The organism is Acinetobacter sp. BIGb0102, assembly GCF_003815055.1.
Classification (GTDB): domain Bacteria; phylum Pseudomonadota; class Gammaproteobacteria; order Pseudomonadales; family Moraxellaceae; genus Acinetobacter; species Acinetobacter vivianii.
The window spans coordinates 184,384-201,182 of the sequence record NZ_RKQE01000013.1; the positions used below are offsets into that span (position 1 = coordinate 184,384).

Sequence of the window (16,799 nt, forward strand, 5' to 3'; positions counted from 1 at the left end):
TTGATCAATAGTATTTTGCTCATTTATGCATTTTTACTCATGAATAGATTTCCTAAAATGCGTCCATATTTTTAGAGATTTATTCCTGAGTCCTCCCATGAGCAATATTTTAATTATTAATGGTGCCAAACAGTTTGAACACTCAAATGGCGAATTGAATGACACCTTAACCGAGTTTTCCGAAGCACATTTAAAAAGCTTAGGTCATAACGTACAGGTGACACGCACCGACAGTGAATATGACATTCAAGCCGAGATTGCCAAATATTTATGGGCAGATGTGGTGATCTATCAAATGCCAGGCTGGTGGATGGGTGCGCCGTGGACCATGAAAAAATATATTGATGATATTTTTACTATTGGTCATGGTTCACTGTATGCCAGCGATGGTCGTAGCCGTTCAGATGCATCTAAAAAGTATGGTTCTGGTGGTTTAATTCAGGGTAAAAAGTACATGTTGTCTTTAACATGGAATGCACCGATGGAAGCCTTTACCGATCCAGACCAGTTCTTCCATGGCGTTGGTGTGGATGGCGTTTATTTGCCGTTCCACAAAGCAAACCAATTCTTGGGCATGGAATCACTTCCAACATTTATTGTCAATGATGTCATCAAGGCACCCAATGTACCAAGCTATCTTGAAGCCTACAAAGCGCATTTAGATCAATTATTTGCAGTACATTAAGTGAGAACATATCATGCTAATTATTATTGCTAAAATCCGCACCCATGCAGGTGTTGAGCATCGTCAAGCGGTTTTAGATGCATTTAAAAAAGTGACACCAACCGTGCTTGCAGAAGACGGCTGTCATGGCTATGAAGCCTTGATTGATCACCTACCCGCGATTGAGATGCAGGCCACTGATGAGAATACCATTGTCATGTTAGAGAAATGGCAAAGTACCGCTCATTTGGAAGCTCACATGCAAACTGTACATATGCAGCAACATTTTGAAGCAACCAAAGACCATGTTGCGGATGTGAAAATTCGTATTCTGGAAAGTGGTATCTAGATGACAAGCGATCAGTAAGGGATGCTTACTGATCGTCTTTATATTTTGATGGGGTACAAAACGTATAAAAAACTCAGTCCAAAGCCATTCATAACATAAGTGATTTTATCAAAGTTTAGCCATACTAAGGTAAATCAACTGATTGAATATTATTAATTTCAACAAGATTAGGATTAGGTTCGAACTTTAACCAGTCATTCTTCATCCAAAGCTCAACTTTCTCCTTACCTAAAATATGTAAAAGATTAGCCAGTAGATGAAACTTAGCTTGATTATCAAAATAATAAATTACCACATGAACATTGCAGTAACTTTCATCATTCAATGAAAAAATTTCTTTTATATATACTTCATCTGAAATATCTAAAGAATGTCCCCAAATAAAAATATTGAGCCTATTTTTTTCTTTATCTGCCAAGGTAATAGGTTGGTTTTTTTCACTTATTCTTTTCCAAAATCTTATTATACTTTTTATTCCATCACTTTCATTCAAGAATTTATAATCTGTATTCTTTAATAATTTTTGATGATATTTAGTAAAGCCATAAGCCTTTAACTTTTTTAAATTTTCATGTTCTATATCTGAAACTCCTAAAACAATATTTTGGTATTCGCCATGACTACCATGTAAATACTCTATTTTCACTGAATCATGAAATCGTGCATAAGTATTTGTATAGTTAAATGAATAAATTAGGTCAGGATAAATCCACTCTTTAGCATCAATTTGTAATTGAACTTGAAGTCGAAGTTCATTTACAATCAAATCTAGATAAAGATTAAAAATCTCTATGAATTCTTCTAACTGAAAATATAAGTAATTTAAGAACCCAGATGGATTGAAACCATTTTCTAAGCTTCCTCCATGACAAAAAATAGGATTTAAATTATCCCTATTTTTTTCTTTAAATGATGGTTTAGAACCTATATAAACTGAAGGTAATTTATATTGATAGCTTTCAGATTTAATAAATTTAAAAAAACTTAATATTTTAAAATTTTTCTCTATGATTTGATTTCCCTCTTTCTCATCATATTGAAAATACTTGAAAACTTCTTTTGGACTTTTTATTTTTTCTATTTCCAAAATACAATTTGCTAAAACCCCAAGTACTTCTTCAATTTTCTGTTCAAAGTCAATCCAAGTTTTTATTTCCTCAACATGATTTTTAAAATATTGATACCAGTCATTGAGCTCTAAACGATATTGCAACTTCAATACATCTTGAGATGATATTTTAATTTGTTCAATTAAATAGAGTTCCTTCGTTTTCTCAATAAACCATTTATCTCTTATACAAGAAAATAATTCATTAAAATCCATATCATAATTGGGTTGTTCAAATCTCTCTCTTTTCTCAAAGATTTTATCAAGTTCTTTCATCCACTCATTGACTGTATAAATGGATAGATCAGATACCTTTTTCCCAGTTTCCTTAGACTCTACAGCTTTCATCACATCCATAAAATGATCATATTTCGTGGGTAAGTAATGAGATAAATCGAAACCATTGCCGACAATTAAAATATTCATTGTTATAAATTCTCAAAAATAAAAAAAAGCGCATCTTTCGATACGCTTTTAGCAGAATTTCTTTTATTCAATCAAGCATTAAAGATCAAATAATTTACCGGGGTTCATAATCCCTTTCGGATCGAATGCCAACTTCAATGCTTTCATATATTCAATTTCTTCAGGCGAACGTGAATACTCTAAATATGGCTTCTTGGTCATGCCCACACCGTGCTCGGCAGAGATTGAACCATCATATTTTTTCACGGTATCAAATACATATGTATTCACTACCTGACACTTCGCAAAGAACTCATCTTTGGTCAAGTTTTCAGGTTTTAGAATATTTAAGTGCAAGTTACCATCACCGATATGACCAAACCAGCAGATTTCAAAGTCAGGATAGTTATCTTGAACAATTGTATCAATCTCACGAATAAATGCAGGTACGTGGGTAATTAATACTGAAATATCATTTTTGTATGGAATAAACGGCGCGATTGATTCAGAAATATCTTCGCGTAAACGCCATAAGCTTTCGACCTGATCAAGGCTCTGGCTCATAACGCCATCAAGTACCCAACCTTGCTCCATACAATGCTCAAAGATTTCCATTGCCTTGTCGACAATCGGCTCATACGGCGCTTCAAACTCAAGCAAGACATAGAACGGGCACTGTGTTTCAAATGGACGTTGTACATGACCGCGGTCGAGTACCTTTTGCATCGCAAGTTCACCAAAGAACTCAAATGCTGTTAAGTCGATATCTTTCTGGAAAGCATGTAATACAGGCATTACTGCATCAAAATCAGGGACACCGAGAACCAGTACCTGTAAGTTCTGTGGCTGACGCTCAAGCTTGATTTCAGCTTCAGTGACTAAACCCAATGTGCCTTCGCCACCGATAAATAAATGCTGAAGCGAATAACCCGTCGCATTCTTGATCATGCCTTTGTTTAAACGCAGGACATCACCTTTACCCGTAACGACTGTTAAGCCAAGTACCCAGTTACGAGTCATGCCGTATTTAATAACTTTAATACCTCCTGCATTGGTGCCGATATTACCGCCAATCTGGCTTGAACCCGCTGATGCAAAATCCACTGGATAGTACATGCCTTGTTCTTCGGCATAATTCTGTAATTGCTCGGTCACCACACCTGCTTGTACTCGTACCATACGATCCGCTGGGTAGAATTCAAGAATCTGGTTCATCTTGTCAAAGCTAATTACGATCTCGCCATTGGTTGCGACCGCGCCTGCTGAAAGGCCAGTACGACCACCTGATGGAGTAATTGCAACATTAAACTGGTTGGCAAGTTTGACAATGGCCTGCACTTGTTCAGTGCTTGAAGGGAAAACGATGACTGATGGGTTCGGATCAAAATGTTTAGTGTGATCACGTCCCCAATTTTCCAAACTGTCGGCATCGGTTTTAATACGGTTTTCACCCACAATTGCCGTTAATTGGGTCAATAACTCAGGTGTTAAAGCGACTGAAGCATTCATCGTTTACAGGCCTAGCAAGAAGTAAAGATAGAGCGTCTGGATAACAATATAATATTTTTCAATATTTTAAATTGTAGTATCCAACATATAGAAACTCGGCAGAACAGCGCAAACCTGATGGTTTCAGGTTTGACTATCAGATACCTGCATTTTACATAGAAGCAGGCATGGGATAAAGCTTAGGTTAAAGATACTGTGATAACAAAATGTGTTTAACCAATAAAATTCAGTCTTAACTGAAAAATTATCATCAATTCTGATGCGGTAATTTTAAACGAAATATTTATATCTCAAAGCTGTATGCTATAGTACTGCAACTAAATTTTGGCCTTTGTAGCGGAGCCGTAATGAGCCAACATCTATCACTACCTAAAGACAAAATCCGTTTCCTTCTGTTAGAAGGTGTGCATCAAAATGCCATCGATACCTTAAACGCAGCGGGTTATACCAACATCGATTACCACAAAACTGCGCTTGAAGGCGAAGCTTTGAAAGAAGCGGTTAAAGACGCTCACTTCATTGGTATTCGTTCCCGTACTCAATTGACTGAAGAAATCTTTGCAGCTGCGAACAAACTGATCGCGGTTGGCTGTTTCTGTATTGGTACCAACCAAGTCGATTTAAAAGCGGCAATGTCTCGTGGTATCCCAGTTTTCAATGCACCGTATTCAAATACGCGTTCGGTTGCAGAATTGGTTCTTGCTGAAACAATTCTTTTGCTTCGTCGTGTACCTGAAAAATCGAAAGATACACATGCGGGCGGTTGGAATAAAGCTGCGGTGGGTTCGTTTGAAACTCGTGGTAAGACTTTGGGTATCGTCGGTTACGGCTCGATCGGTTCACAACTTTCTGTATTGGCAGAAAGCTTAGGTATGAAAGTCATCTATTTTGATGCTGTGACTAAATTACCATTAGGTAATGCACGTCAAGTTGGCTCTTTAGATGAACTTTTAGAAACTGCGGATGTGGTGACTTTACACGTTCCAGATGTTCCATCTACGCGTAACTTCTTCAAGAAAGAACAGTTCGCGAAAATGAAAAAAGGCTCAATCTTCTTGAACGCAGCACGTGGTACATGTGTTGTGATCGAAGACTTGGCTGACGCAATCAAATCAGGCCACATCGCTGGTGCAGCGGTTGACGTATTCCCGAAAGAACCAAAAGCAAATGGCGAAGAATTCCTGTCTCCACTCCGTGGCTTAGACAATGTAATCTTAACCCCGCACGTGGGTGGTTCAACGATGGAAGCGCAAGCAAACATCGGTTTAGAAGTTGCTGAAAAATTCGTTGCTTATTCAGATAAAGGTATGACGCTTTCTGCGGTGAACTTCCCAGAAATCGCATTGCCACTTTCTGATGGTCAGCACCGTTTGCTTCACATCCACAAAAACGTTCCGGGTGTATTATCGAAAATCAACACCTTGTTCGCTGAACAAGGCATCAACATCTCTGGTCAGTCGTTAATGACCAAAGGTGATATCGGTTACCTCGTCATGGATGTTGATGCATCTGCGTCTCAAGAAGCGCTTGATACATTGAACCACGTTGAAGGTACCATCCGCGTTCGCGTATTGTTCTAATCTCTGTCTTAGAACAATCCAGAAAAAGCCACAGTTGATGCTGTGGCTTTTTTATGGGCATTTGAATTATTATGTGAATATTATACTGAATGTAAAAAAATAAGATGTCTAACCCTGTACTGAAAACACCTCTGCATGCTTTATTGCTCCTGATGATTGCCATGTTATGTGTACAAGGCAGTGGTTCTTTAGCCAAAGTCCTGTTTCAAAGCTTTCCTGTCCTGACCGTCTCTGCCATGCGCCTGTTTTTTGGTGCAATCATTCTGGCCATTATTTTTAAGATCTGGACCATTAATTTCAAAGTGGTTCGCTGGAAAGCCATTCTGACTTATGGTGTCGCCCTTGCAGGGATGAATGCCCTGTTCTATTTATCGCTTGAACGTTTACCTCTTGGTCTAGCTGTAGCCTTTGAATTTATCGGCCCCTTAAGTGTGGCGCTCTATCATGCTCGCCAAAAATACGATTTTATTTGGGTCGGCTGCGCCATTTTAGGTCTGGTCTTATTGTTTCCATTACAGCAAGCGCAACAAGGTCTGGATCTCGTTGGAGTATTGTTTGCTGTCAGTGCCGGTGCATGTTGGGCACTGTATATTATTGCGGGGCAAAAACCGTCAGGCATCTCGGGTAATCACACCGTCTGCTTAGGCATGTCAATTGGTATGCTCTGCTTACTGCCTTTTGCACTCTTTTCAGGGGCAATCGATCGGGTCTTTGAACTGCCAAATTTATATTATTTTATTGGTCTTGCGATACTCGCCAGTGCCTTACCCTTTACCTTGGAAATGATCGCCTTGCGCAGTTTAACGCCGCTTAGCTTTGGTACCTTGATGAGCTTGGAACCTGCGGTGGCTGCCCTTTCAGGCTTTATCTTCCTTGGTGAAATGTTACTTTGGAATCAGTGGCTTGCTTTGGGTACGATTATCATTGCTTCGATTGGCTGTACCTTTACCACGCAACATGCTCGACAGCAAAAAGAGGTGAAATAGAAAATGTTATTCCATCTCAAAAATGGCAGTAGCCAGCGTCTCGGATATCTCCCATGAAAAATCTTCAGTTAGTCGCTGTGTTGTACATGGTTTTGTCCATGCTGTCTTATCAAATCAGTGCTTCATTCGCCAAGCAATTGATTGCCACACTCGATCCACTCACAGTGACGATTTTAAGACTGTGTTTTGCCACCATTCTGGTGGCAGTCATGTTCCGCTCATGGAAAATCATTTCCAAATTAAAAGAACTCAAATGGCGTGATTTACTGTGCTATAGCGCTGCCTTGTGCTGTATGAATATTCTGTTCTATACCTCTTTAGGCAAACTTCCTCAAGGAATTGCTGTAGGTCTGGAATTTATTGGCCCGCTGGGTTTGGCGCTGCTCTCGATTAAACAGCGCAGTGACTATATTTGGGTCGCATTTGCGATTTTAGGTATTGCTTTAATGGTGCCTTGGCATGATGCCAATGCGCAACATTTTTCCTATATCGGTGCGGTGTGTGCACTGAGTGCAGGTTTCTTCTGGGCACTGTATATTTATTATGGTCATCGTGTGGTACAGCAAAATATCGGCATGCATGCGCTGACCATTGCGATTGGTTTATCCGCCATGACCTTACTGCCTTTTGGTCTATGGAATAATGCTCCTGTACTTCTGGACACCCAATATTGGGGCAAAGCACTGGTCATTGCACTGCTAGCAACTGCGATACCTTATGCACTGGATTTAATGGCACTGAAACGTCTCAGCAAACTCAGTTATGGGACGCTTTCCAGTCTTGCGCCTGCACTTGCAGCTTTAGCAGGTCTGGTATTGTTACACGAGCGAATTAGCCTGATTCAATGGGTAGCTTTGGCTTGCATTATGGTCGCGTCGATTGGTGTCACGTTGCGCGGAGGGAAGACATAATTTTTTAAGGAAAGTCATTAGGAACTGGAGATTGATATGGAAATTGATGAAGAGCTCACCCTTAAAAAAATACAAATCTTCCTCGCTTTTATGCGCTGTGGAAATCTTTCCAAAACAGCAACTGAAATGCAGCTCAGCAATGTCAGTGTTCATAAAGCCTTACACTCATTGGAAAGTGCCCTACGTTGTCCACTTTTTAAAAATGAAGGTCGTAATTTAATTCCATTAAAGAGCGCTTATGTATTTGAAGAACGTGCGCAAAAAATCGTACAGGACATTTTTATTACGGTAAATAAAACCAGAGAAGCTGCGGGCTTTGCAGCCAAAGTTCTACATTTAGGTTCTCTTTATTCTTTAACCGTAAAAACGATTCCTAATGTGATTAGCGGACTCAAATTAAGACGTAGTGAACTCGATATTCAATTACTTCTTAGTTCCAATCAGGATCTGGTGAAAAAGCTTAAAACGACGGAACTTGATGCCATTATTGTGGCACTTAATGAAACAACACAAGATGATGACTTTGAAATTTTGCCGATGTTCTGTGATGATATTTATTTAGCGGTAAATAAAGACTCTAAATATGCTGATTTTGAGGAAATTGATCTCAGTCTACTCAAAGAAGAGACCTTTTTGACTTTAACTCAGGGCTTTGCCACCCATAATGACAGTGATTTCATTTTTAAAAAAGCTGGTTTTTCGCCTAAAGTCGCCTTACAACTCAATGATATTTTTACTTTAATCAGTATGGTTAGTTCAGGTGTTGGTTTTGCACTTTTGCCGGGTCGTATTTCTGCGGTATATGAAAGCTCGGTTAAGCTCATTCCTTTAAAACAGCAATACCATCTGCAACAGGAAATTGGGCTGGTATTTCTAAAAAGTAAGGAACGTGATCCCAATTTACTGGCATTAATTGCAGAGTGCCGTATGTTTGCTTCTCATGTGCAGAAATGAATGATAAGCAACTTATAACAAATGAATAAGTTGCAAATATTCATGCTTTATCAGTTATCCGAAAATTGCATTTACCGTGAGAAAAAAGACAGACGGGCCAAGTAAACAGCCTAGACCTGTATAAAAGGTTGCCACCAATGCACCATAAGGAACTAATCGGACATCTGTACCTGCCAATCCTGCGGCTGTACCACTAGTTGTGCCAGCCAGCCCACCAAAAACCATGGCTGAACGTGGACTTTTTAGATACATGAATTTTGCAAGGAGTGGTGTGCCAACCATAAAGAACACCGATTTGATCAGGCCAATTGCGATAGAAAGCGCAATCACATCTGAACTTGCACCAATGGCTGTGCCTGTAATTGGACCCACAATATAAGTCATAGCACCCGCACCAATCGTGGTCATGGAAATCGGATCCCGATATCCCATAACCCATGCAACCATTGCACCAATTACAAAAGGAACAATACAGCCAAGCGTGAGTGCAATCAGGCCAATTTTTCCTGCTTTTTTGACTTCTTTGACATCCACTTCAAATGCAGTCGATGCAATTGCCAGATCACGGATCATTGCACCGCCCAACAGTGCAAAGCCAGAGAAAATAGCAATATCAGAAATCCCTTTTGTACCTTGTGTATAGACGCCTGCAAAATAAGCCACCACAAGCCCTAAAGTAATGGCGATTGCCGAGCTTTGCAGTTTTCCTTTGGTCAAATATTTTGACAGCAGGTGGGACACAAACATCATTAAACCTGTGACCGCAAGTGCAGTCACCAAAGCATTTTTTGTAAATACCGTAATTAACTCGTCCATTGTTTAAGTCCTTTTGTTATTCATTATCGTGAGGATTATTTATGCTGCTTTTTCAGTGCCTTCTATTGTCCATTCATAGGTTTCATAATCACCACTTAATCGATTTAAATGGCGAATAACCAGCACCGTCCCAATCAGGGAAGTAATAGAAACGATCAGCCCCAACATACCGCCAGATAACGCTGCAACCACATTTTGCCCTGCCGACATCGCCACCACGATTGGAATATACATACCGGACCAATATAAGATTCCAAACTGTGTCACCTGTGGTAAATAACCTTTTTTTGCTAATAATTCTTTAGCGAGAATCAAAAGAATCATAGAGATGGCAACACCACCCACATTGGCTTTTACCCCAATAAGGACACCTAAGGTATTGCCAAGATAATCACCGAGTAAATGACAAATCGCTAAAATTGCTGTTCCATATATAATCATTGTAAATCCCTCATATCCTTGGATTACTTACATTTTTTAAATCATATTCCCATAGAAATCTGATTTTCCTGTTCTTTTTGCATTGCCATTCGAATGCTATCTATGCGCGTTCCCTGAAATGACAATACGGTTCCTTCTTGAAAAGTTCGACGTGCAAGTGTCGTCAGTACCGTTCCCGGTAAAGCTTCAATCTGTAATCTGACACCTCGTTCCCATGCCGCCTGAATAGTGCTTTCCCAATCTACAGTGCGACTCATATTAAAAGCCAAGTCATCACCAATCTGTTCTGGCCTGCCAAGTGTACGCGCCGTTGTACCACTTAAATAACGTATTTTAGGCTGCTTTAAAGTCACTCCCTCCATAGACGCTGCAAGCTGCTCAGCTTGCTGACTTAATAATTCACAATGCGATGGCACCGATACATCTAATTTTTTTGCCACTACACCTTGTTGCTTCGCCAAAACTGCAACTTGGTTCATGGCTTCAAAGCGACCTGAAATAACGATCTGGTTATGTGCATTAATATTGGCGACAAAAACCTGTGGCGTTATTTCATAAACTTGTTTCACCCACTTCTCAACAGATGTGCGATCTGTACCTATTAATGCGGTCATGCCATATCCTGAAGGATAGGCGTTTTGCATAAGTTCACCACGATAGGCAACCAAACGAACAGCATCTTCATAGGCTAAAACGCCTGCTACAACAGCAGCTGACCAAGCACCAATCGATAGACCCGCGACATAATCAGGCATTAATTTTTCAGCAGTTAATAGGGCTGAACTCACCACACCTGAAATCAGTAAACATAGCTGTACTGAACGTGTCGATTGCAATGCAGCCGAGCTGTCCAAAAACAAGACATCTTCTTTAAGTGCATCCGATGCACGCTCAAGGTATTCTTTAACCAGAGCCGTTTGTGGCAGGTCGTGCAGCATATTGCTTCTTTGCACTCCCTGTCCTGGATACACCCAAATCGAAGCCATGATACCTACTCCCTAATTCCATGGGTGTTCTACTAAAACAGCACCATCAGGACGCTTCAATAAAAATTTTCCACGATTCCCAGCCCAGTCTTTTAACGCCAGACCACCTTTTGGCAGTTGTAGCTGTATATCTACATTCAGCCCTGCTTGCTGAAAATCTTCGAGTAACGCGATTGCCTGCTTTTTGACAAAAGGCTGTTCCGCTCGAATCAACAAATCGATATCGCTGTGCTGGGTGACGGTTTCAATACCTGTTGCCAGTTCAAAACCGAAACTTCCTGTATATCCCCAATACCCTGAAAAACTTTTCATGATGTTGGAAATGCTCTGTAAACGTTCTGCCAAGTGTTTAAAGTGACTAATATTTACTTGAGTCAGTGCTTCGGGTTTAAGCTGTCTAGTAATGGCAGATCGTGGCATTTGCGTTGCATATCGTTGATGACGAAATTGCCCTCTTACACCCACCGCGACCTGATCTACAGAGGTAATTGCCCGTCGAACGACAACAGGATCGCCTCGTAGCAAAACATCTTTCACCCAAAGCGGAGCATCATCAGCCAAACAACTGACCGTCATGCCCCACAGTAAATCATGGGCTTCGAGCTCAAGTTTCATGACCATTGCTCACGCAATAATTCACGCACCTGTTTAGACATCTGACGATTTTGTCCGTGAAGTCTTTGTTCCAGCCCTCTGGACGGCTCAGCATGAATCTCTTTAAACGCTTGTTCTACAGCCAGCTTTGCCAATGAAAGATCATTCACTGTTGGTTGCTCTGGATTCTCAGCCGATAAAAGTTCAGACAACAAACCAAGCGTTGCATAACTCTCAATGTCATAGGCCATTGGAGGAATGCTTGATGCCAATTTCTCTAACTCATCAACAGACCGCAGAGTAACGCGTGCAGCAGATTCTTTGCCCATTGCATGCACCATAACACCTGAATCTTTTAAGGCAATAATACGATTGGCTTGGTAACCATGCGCCAAGAAAGCCCCCGACATCGACTTTCCAACCAATAAACTGACAATAGGATGTCCTGCTAATCTGGCTCTAGCATAACTATCTACTGCACCCGCTAAAGCTTGATGAATGCCTAATAATTCTTCACGACGTCCATAAGCCTGACTTGGAACATCCACCAGACATAAAATGCCACGTTTCGTTTCAGCATTTGCATCGGCCTGAATCACGTCATCAACAGCTTTTGCCAAACTCCAACCTTCCAGCAATCCAACTTCACCTTGTCTTGCACGCGGGAACAGATTATTACTATCTGGAACAACAGCAATTACCCGTAGTGCTTGTTGACCGATCTGACCATCCGCAACCAAAACAGAAGCTGGAAAGCCTTCAACTACCTTAAAACCTTGCGTGAAAGCCTTAAACCAATCTTCACCTCGAGTAGATGCTTTTAATGTATCAACGGCGATATTCATGCTTGCTCTCCTTGATACAAAGCCTGAACCTGTGCCGGAGTAATATGCTCGGCAGTATCGACTTGTTGTAGCTGCGCTAAATAGAATGCGTAATTTGAACTGCGATGTTGATGAGGCAAACCTTGTTGCAAATAATCAATCACTTGTTGACGGATTATATTGCGGTCATCATCCACATAAGCATCGGCCAAACCACTTGCGAAGCGCTGATTACCACCTGTAATACTCCAAATAAATGGACGATCTTTGGCGTTATATTCTTGTATGCCTGCTTCCTGCTCAATCACTTGTGGGCCATTCAGCCCCAATCTACCTTCTTGCGTCATCACAATATAACTGCATAATCCGGCAGCAATTGACATACCACCAAAGCACCCGACACTCCCAGCAACCACAGCAATCACTGGTTGATACTGACGTAAATTCACAATTGCGGCCTGAATTTCAGCAATTGCAGCCAAACCCAGATTTGCCTCTTGTAAGCGAACGCCACCCGTCTCTAACAGTAAAATTGCAGCAGTAGGAATACCCTTAAGATTATCTTCAACCGCAAGCTCTAAAGCGCCCGCAATTTTGGCGCCACCGACTTCACCCAAGCTTCCACCTTGGAATAAGCCTTCAATTGAAATTAAAACCACTGGCTGTTCTTGAATAGAACCTTTTGCAATCACCACGCCATCATCGGCTTGCGGGACAATATTCTGCCGAATCAACCAAGGTGACATGACGCGTACAAACGGATCAAGCAACTCTCGGAAAGTACCTTTATCTAACAATGCTTTGGCACGTTCCCTTGCGCTGAGTTCAATAAAATCCTGTTTATTTAACAAGCTCTCGATATCAATCATGCGCAATCTCCTCTAATGCTTGTTCCAGACGTAAGCGAACGACGCCGGGGGTTGCACCAAAATCATGAATATCAATTTTGACCGCTGGCGGTGTCTGTGCAGTAAAAATCCGCTCAAACAGATTCTGCCAACGTGACGCACTACCATCTACCGAAGTGACGACATGAATAGAAGCTTTTCCCTTTTCACCGGGTTCCATCAAAATTTCTAAATCACCCGAGCCCACACACCCTACCAATGCTTTTTTTACAGGTGGCTCTGTCGCCACAAACTCAAAATGAAGTGTTTCCATCATCAAAATCCCTCTTTATTTTTTAAAGTTGACTGCTCAACACGATCTATAAACAAGGTTGCTGCCAACAAATCTGCAGCACCGCCAGCAGAAGCTTTCATACGAAGCAGATCAATCTCTAAAAGATGCAAAGCACGTCGGCCTTCCAAGCTTGAGCTTCCGCCCAAATCCAGTACTTGCTGTGCCCCTTGTTGCATACGCTTTAAACCCAATATTCCCGAGCGATAAAGCACGCAGGTATCGGTCAGATCAGTCATCATGGCAAGCAAGGCATCTAGACAAGCGAACGCTTCTTTCATAGGTTTACTGCGACTTTGATAAAGCTGCTTTAAACCAAAATTCACAATCGTTGGAAAACCTTGTTGTGCCTGTTCTTTGGCGCCTAAGATGCCTAATTTCTTCTGAACCTGCTGACCATGACTCAAGGCTTGCTCTGGAATAAAACGATCTTCAAGCTGGGCAATCTGACCTGCTAACTGACATAGCTCAACAGCCGATAAATATTGTTGATTGGTACGTGCCAATGCTGCCGCCGTCACCATTAAACCCAAGGCCCAAATTGCACCGCGATGTGTATTGATGCCATCTGTCGCCAACATCATGACTTTTTCACCTTGGCGACCAATTTCACCAATGTCTTCACGCAAAGCTAAACAAACTTTTCCGTGATGCACTGCGGCTTGAGCCATCGTCTCGAACATCGGCTTTAAGCTTTTTGCAGAGCGCTCCATTAATTCCAAAGTCAGGTCATCATGGGCACCACTGCCACGGCAATCAACCAAGGCTGGTTTTGGTGTCAGATTCACTTCATCAATCAGAGCATCTACCGCCATCTCTGCCAGAAGCTGACTATCGCTGAGTGTTTGATATTGAACTTGTGCCATCATTACCAACTCCTGAATTTTGCAGGGGGTTGATATAGACCATCTGACCATGTCACCAAGTCGGCAATATTTTTCGCAGCTAATAGCTCACGTGTTGCATCGGTGCGGCGAATGCCTAAATCCTCAGGAAATACCACCAGACCTTCACGTCTTAAACGCGCTGTCGTTTTAGGGTCTTGGCTTAAACCAATACTGGTCACGCCTGCCACCGCAGCAATCATGGCTTGGCGCTCTTCTTGGCTACTTGCTTTATATAGATAAGCAATGCCTTCTTCAGTCAGTAGATGAGTGACATCATCGCCATAAATCATGATCGGTGCTAAAGGTAGACCTGCCGTTTTAGCCACATCAATCGCATCAAGACGCTCTACAAAAGTCGGCTTACCACCCTCTTGGAAAGTTTCCACCATTTGAACAACCAACTTTTTACCACGTGCCAAATAGGTTTCTGTTTCATTGGTACCTTGCAAACGCATATCAAGCCATGCTGGCGTATCGTGACGACGTCCACGCGGATCATGCCCCATGTTTGGTGCACCACCGAAGCCCGCCAAACGACCTTTGGTCACAGTCGAAGAATGCCCCATGCCATCAACCTGCAACGTTGCACCGATAAATAAATCAACCGCGTATTGACCTGCGAGCTGACACATCATGCGGTTGGAACGTAACGCACCATCACGACCTGTAAAGAAAACATCGGGACGAGCTGCAACATATTTTTCCATACCGAGTTCGGTACCAAAGCAATGCACACTTTCAACCCAACCTGTCTCAATCGCAGGAATTAAGGTTGGATGCGGATTCAATGTCCAGTTTCGGCAAATTTTTCCTTTTAAACCTAAAGACTCGCCATAGGTCGGCAAAATCAGTTCAATTGCCGCAGTGTTAAAACCAATACCATGGTTTAAGGATTGCACATTATGCTTTTCATAAATTCCGCGAATTGCCATCATCGCCATAAGCACATGCACAGGCTTGATATGTTTTGGATCACGAGTAAATAACGGTTCGATGTAAAATGGCTGGTCTGCCACAACCACATAATCAACCCAAGAGGCAGGAATATCGACACGTGGTAACTCAGAGACATCATCGACCAGTTCATTCACCTGAACAATCACAATACCGTCACTAAAAGCCGCAGGTTCAATAAGTGCAGGAGAATCTTCGGTACTTGGCCCTGTATAGATATTGCCTTGACGGTCTGCCATAAAGCCTGCCGAGAGCACCACATTTGGAATTAGATCGACCACCAAACGCGAATATAGTTCGATATAGGTATGAATCGCACCGACTTCCAATAAGCCATCTTCAATGAGCTGGCTAATGCGTAAACTCTGTGGGCCAGCAAAAGAAAAATCCAGTTTTCGTGCAATGCCTTTTTCAAATAGATCGAGATGTTCGGAACGGCCAACGCTTGGCATGATCATATGCAGATCATGCAAAACATCTGGATTGGTTTGCGCTAAAGAACGCGAGAGAAAATCTGCCTGTTTTTGATTATTGCCTTCGAGTACAACTCTGTCGCCCGGTGTAATCAATGTTTCCAAGACTTTAATAATATTTTGAGTTGGAATGACCACACCATCGGTATATTGGTTTGCCATATCCAGCTTTAGCTGTTTAGCATGACGCCGCTTTGTCCATAACCGTTCTTTATTCTGAACTGAGCCTTCCATGTGTGCTTACCTATAGATCACAGTTTTATTCTGAATCTATAAAAGCGCTTTATGAAATTTTGATCAATCAACCTACAACGCTGGTTATTAACCTGAAGTTAATGATTTTCAGCAATCGCTGTAATATCAAAGGGTTTAAGCCTTTATTTATTAAAATATTTACGATGTTCCACTCAAAATCTGATATCCCAATCGACAAATCAAGATACTCACCAAAATCAGGAATAAAATACGGATAAAGCCACTGCCATATTTTAAAGCCAAGCGTACGCCCAATAATGAGCCTGCAATATTAGCAACCGCCATCATCAAGCCTAGTCCAAACAGCACATGACCAGTTGGAATGAAGAAGCTTAATGCCGCCAGATTGGTCATTAAATTGCCAATCTTTGCCAATGCCGAAGCATGTAAAAAATCGACCTGTAGAAAACGAATAAAAAAGAAAATAAAGAAGCTACCCGTACCCGGGCCAAAAATACCATCATAAAAACCAATGGCTAGACTACCCATTGCAGCCAATACCAATAACTTTGGCGTGATCTGTTGATCGACATGGACTTGCCCAAACTGCTTTTTGGCGAAGGTATAAATCGCAATCACAATCAGCATGACCAAGACAATCGGTCTTAAGATATGCGTCGGAATCAATGATACACATGCTGCACCAATAAAGGAGCTAATAAAGGCAAACAGCGCAATCACGCCCAACAGCGACCATTGCAATTTCACCCGACGTACAAATGAAAATGCAGCAGAGCCTGTCCCAAAAATAGATGCCAGCTTATTGGTTCCAAATAAGGTGGCTGGCGCTGTCTGTGGTAAAGCACCCATCAATGCGGGAATCTGAATCAGCCCACCTCCGCCTACGGCAGCATCAATTGTTCCTGCACAAAAAGCAAAGAACACCAGTGTCAGAATCAGTTCCCATTCCATGGACAATACCTT

The 16,799-nt window shown here is 41.7% G+C and carries 18 protein-coding genes; 6 read left to right on the top strand and 12 right to left on the bottom strand.

The window, feature by feature from the left end; translation table 11 throughout:
• The first annotated feature begins 97 nt into the window (after positions 1-97).
• Positions 98-685, top strand: a complete 588-nt coding sequence (locus EC846_RS12170) for an NAD(P)H-dependent oxidoreductase (RefSeq protein WP_123775307.1) — start codon at positions 98-100, stop codon at positions 683-685.
• A gap of 13 nt (positions 686-698) precedes the next feature.
• The gene (locus tag EC846_RS12175; protein ID WP_123775308.1) at positions 699-1,013 is read left to right on the top strand and encodes a putative quinol monooxygenase; all 315 of its coding nucleotides are present in this window, start codon (positions 699-701) and stop codon (positions 1,011-1,013) included.
• 124 nt (positions 1,014-1,137) lie between these two features.
• Here EC846_RS12175 and EC846_RS12180 read toward each other — a convergent pair whose 3' ends face one another.
• Positions 1,138-2,547 carry an AbiH family protein gene (locus tag EC846_RS12180; RefSeq protein ID WP_123775309.1) on the bottom strand — a complete coding sequence of 470 codons (1,410 nt, stop codon included), beginning with the start codon at positions 2,545-2,547 and terminating at the stop codon, positions 1,138-1,140.
• 78 nt (positions 2,548-2,625) lie between these two features.
• Positions 2,626-4,035, bottom strand: coding sequence for an FAD-binding oxidoreductase (locus EC846_RS12185; protein WP_123775310.1), 1,410 nt, complete (start codon positions 4,033-4,035; stop codon positions 2,626-2,628).
• Positions 4,036-4,382: 347 nt separating this feature from the next.
• Between EC846_RS12185 and serA the strand changes: the two genes are divergently transcribed.
• From serA to EC846_RS12205, 4 genes are all read left to right on the top strand, one after another.
• Complete coding sequence (gene serA / locus EC846_RS12190) at positions 4,383-5,615, top strand: phosphoglycerate dehydrogenase (protein ID WP_004775983.1); 1,233 nt, start codon at positions 4,383-4,385, stop codon at positions 5,613-5,615.
• 104 nt (positions 5,616-5,719) lie between these two features.
• Positions 5,720-6,601 carry an EamA family transporter gene (locus EC846_RS12195; RefSeq protein ID WP_123775311.1) on the top strand — a complete coding sequence of 294 codons (882 nt, stop codon included), beginning with the start codon at positions 5,720-5,722 and terminating at the stop codon, positions 6,599-6,601.
• A gap of 53 nt (positions 6,602-6,654) precedes the next feature.
• Entirely contained in the window at positions 6,655-7,512 is an 858-nt protein-coding gene (locus tag EC846_RS12200) for an EamA family transporter (protein WP_123775312.1), read from the top strand.
• Positions 7,513-7,548: 36 nt separating this feature from the next.
• Positions 7,549-8,466, top strand: coding sequence for a LysR family transcriptional regulator (locus EC846_RS12205; protein ID WP_101235383.1), 918 nt, complete (start codon positions 7,549-7,551; stop codon positions 8,464-8,466).
• Positions 8,467-8,520: 54 nt separating this feature from the next.
• On the opposite strand, the gene madM is transcribed toward EC846_RS12205, so the two are convergent.
• The 10 genes from madM to EC846_RS12255 form a co-directional block, all read right to left on the bottom strand.
• Positions 8,521-9,282 (bottom strand): malonate transporter subunit MadM, encoded by a 762-nt coding sequence (madM, locus tag EC846_RS12210; RefSeq protein ID WP_101235384.1) that lies wholly within the window; start codon positions 9,280-9,282, stop codon positions 8,521-8,523.
• A 39-nt stretch (positions 9,283-9,321) separates the two neighbouring features.
• On the bottom strand, positions 9,322-9,723 hold the full coding sequence (madL, locus tag EC846_RS12215; RefSeq protein WP_004657521.1) for a malonate transporter subunit MadL: 402 nt from the start codon (positions 9,721-9,723) through the stop codon (positions 9,322-9,324).
• A 41-nt stretch (positions 9,724-9,764) separates the two neighbouring features.
• On the bottom strand, positions 9,765-10,709 hold the full coding sequence (gene mdcH, locus EC846_RS12220; protein ID WP_123775313.1) for a malonate decarboxylase subunit epsilon: 945 nt from the start codon (positions 10,707-10,709) through the stop codon (positions 9,765-9,767).
• A gap of 12 nt (positions 10,710-10,721) precedes the next feature.
• Positions 10,722-11,330 carry a malonate decarboxylase holo-ACP synthase gene (locus EC846_RS12225; protein WP_123775314.1) on the bottom strand — a complete coding sequence of 203 codons (609 nt, stop codon included), beginning with the start codon at positions 11,328-11,330 and terminating at the stop codon, positions 10,722-10,724.
• Positions 11,321-12,148 carry a biotin-independent malonate decarboxylase subunit gamma gene (mdcE, locus tag EC846_RS12230; protein WP_123775315.1) on the bottom strand — a complete coding sequence of 276 codons (828 nt, stop codon included), beginning with the start codon at positions 12,146-12,148 and terminating at the stop codon, positions 11,321-11,323. Before mdcE ends, EC846_RS12225 begins: the two co-directional genes overlap by 10 nt.
• Positions 12,145-12,996, bottom strand: a complete 852-nt coding sequence (locus EC846_RS12235) for a biotin-independent malonate decarboxylase subunit beta (RefSeq protein WP_123775316.1) — start codon at positions 12,994-12,996, stop codon at positions 12,145-12,147. The genes mdcE and EC846_RS12235 overlap by 4 nt, the downstream gene beginning before the upstream one ends.
• A complete protein-coding gene (locus EC846_RS12240) occupies positions 12,989-13,288 on the bottom strand; it encodes a malonate decarboxylase subunit delta (protein ID WP_123775448.1) in 300 nt (99 codons plus the stop codon). The genes EC846_RS12235 and EC846_RS12240 overlap by 8 nt, the downstream gene beginning before the upstream one ends.
• Before the next feature lie 2 nt (positions 13,289-13,290).
• Positions 13,291-14,175 (bottom strand): triphosphoribosyl-dephospho-CoA synthase, encoded by an 885-nt coding sequence (locus tag EC846_RS12245; protein ID WP_123775317.1) that lies wholly within the window; start codon positions 14,173-14,175, stop codon positions 13,291-13,293.
• The gene (gene mdcA, locus EC846_RS12250) at positions 14,175-15,854 is read right to left on the bottom strand and encodes a malonate decarboxylase subunit alpha (protein WP_123775318.1); all 1,680 of its coding nucleotides are present in this window, start codon (positions 15,852-15,854) and stop codon (positions 14,175-14,177) included. The genes EC846_RS12245 and mdcA overlap by 1 nt, the downstream gene beginning before the upstream one ends.
• Before the next feature lie 159 nt (positions 15,855-16,013).
• Positions 16,014-16,787, bottom strand: a complete 774-nt coding sequence (locus EC846_RS12255) for a sulfite exporter TauE/SafE family protein (protein ID WP_123775319.1) — start codon at positions 16,785-16,787, stop codon at positions 16,014-16,016.
• Positions 16,788-16,799: the final 12 nt, after the last annotated feature.

Coding starts and splice junctions, on each gene's coding strand:
- EC846_RS12245 (WP_123775317.1), bottom strand. CDS start 14,175: ATGATGGCACAAGTTCAATATCAAACACTCAGCGATAGTCAGCTTCTG.
- EC846_RS12205 (WP_101235383.1), top strand. CDS start 7,549: ATGGAAATTGATGAAGAGCTCACCCTTAAAAAAATACAAATCTTCCTC.
- EC846_RS12195 (WP_123775311.1), top strand. CDS start 5,720: ATGTCTAACCCTGTACTGAAAACACCTCTGCATGCTTTATTGCTCCTG.
- EC846_RS12200 (WP_123775312.1), top strand. CDS start 6,655: ATGAAAAATCTTCAGTTAGTCGCTGTGTTGTACATGGTTTTGTCCATG.
- EC846_RS12185 (WP_123775310.1), bottom strand. CDS start 4,035: ATGAATGCTTCAGTCGCTTTAACACCTGAGTTATTGACCCAATTAACG.
- EC846_RS12170 (WP_123775307.1), top strand. CDS start 98: ATGAGCAATATTTTAATTATTAATGGTGCCAAACAGTTTGAACACTCA.
- EC846_RS12175 (WP_123775308.1), top strand. CDS start 699: ATGCTAATTATTATTGCTAAAATCCGCACCCATGCAGGTGTTGAGCAT.
- mdcH (WP_123775313.1), bottom strand. CDS start 10,709: ATGGCTTCGATTTGGGTGTATCCAGGACAGGGAGTGCAAAGAAGCAAT.
- mdcE (WP_123775315.1), bottom strand. CDS start 12,148: ATGAATATCGCCGTTGATACATTAAAAGCATCTACTCGAGGTGAAGAT.
- EC846_RS12180 (WP_123775309.1), bottom strand. CDS start 2,547: ATGAATATTTTAATTGTCGGCAATGGTTTCGATTTATCTCATTACTTA.
- EC846_RS12255 (WP_123775319.1), bottom strand. CDS start 16,787: ATGGAATGGGAACTGATTCTGACACTGGTGTTCTTTGCTTTTTGTGCA.
- madM (WP_101235384.1), bottom strand. CDS start 9,282: ATGGACGAGTTAATTACGGTATTTACAAAAAATGCTTTGGTGACTGCA.
- madL (WP_004657521.1), bottom strand. CDS start 9,723: ATGATTATATATGGAACAGCAATTTTAGCGATTTGTCATTTACTCGGT.
- EC846_RS12225 (WP_123775314.1), bottom strand. CDS start 11,330: ATGGTCATGAAACTTGAGCTCGAAGCCCATGATTTACTGTGGGGCATG.
- EC846_RS12235 (WP_123775316.1), bottom strand. CDS start 12,996: ATGATTGATATCGAGAGCTTGTTAAATAAACAGGATTTTATTGAACTC.
- mdcA (WP_123775318.1), bottom strand. CDS start 15,854: ATGGAAGGCTCAGTTCAGAATAAAGAACGGTTATGGACAAAGCGGCGT.
- serA (WP_004775983.1), top strand. CDS start 4,383: ATGAGCCAACATCTATCACTACCTAAAGACAAAATCCGTTTCCTTCTG.
- EC846_RS12240 (WP_123775448.1), bottom strand. CDS start 13,288: ATGGAAACACTTCATTTTGAGTTTGTGGCGACAGAGCCACCTGTAAAA.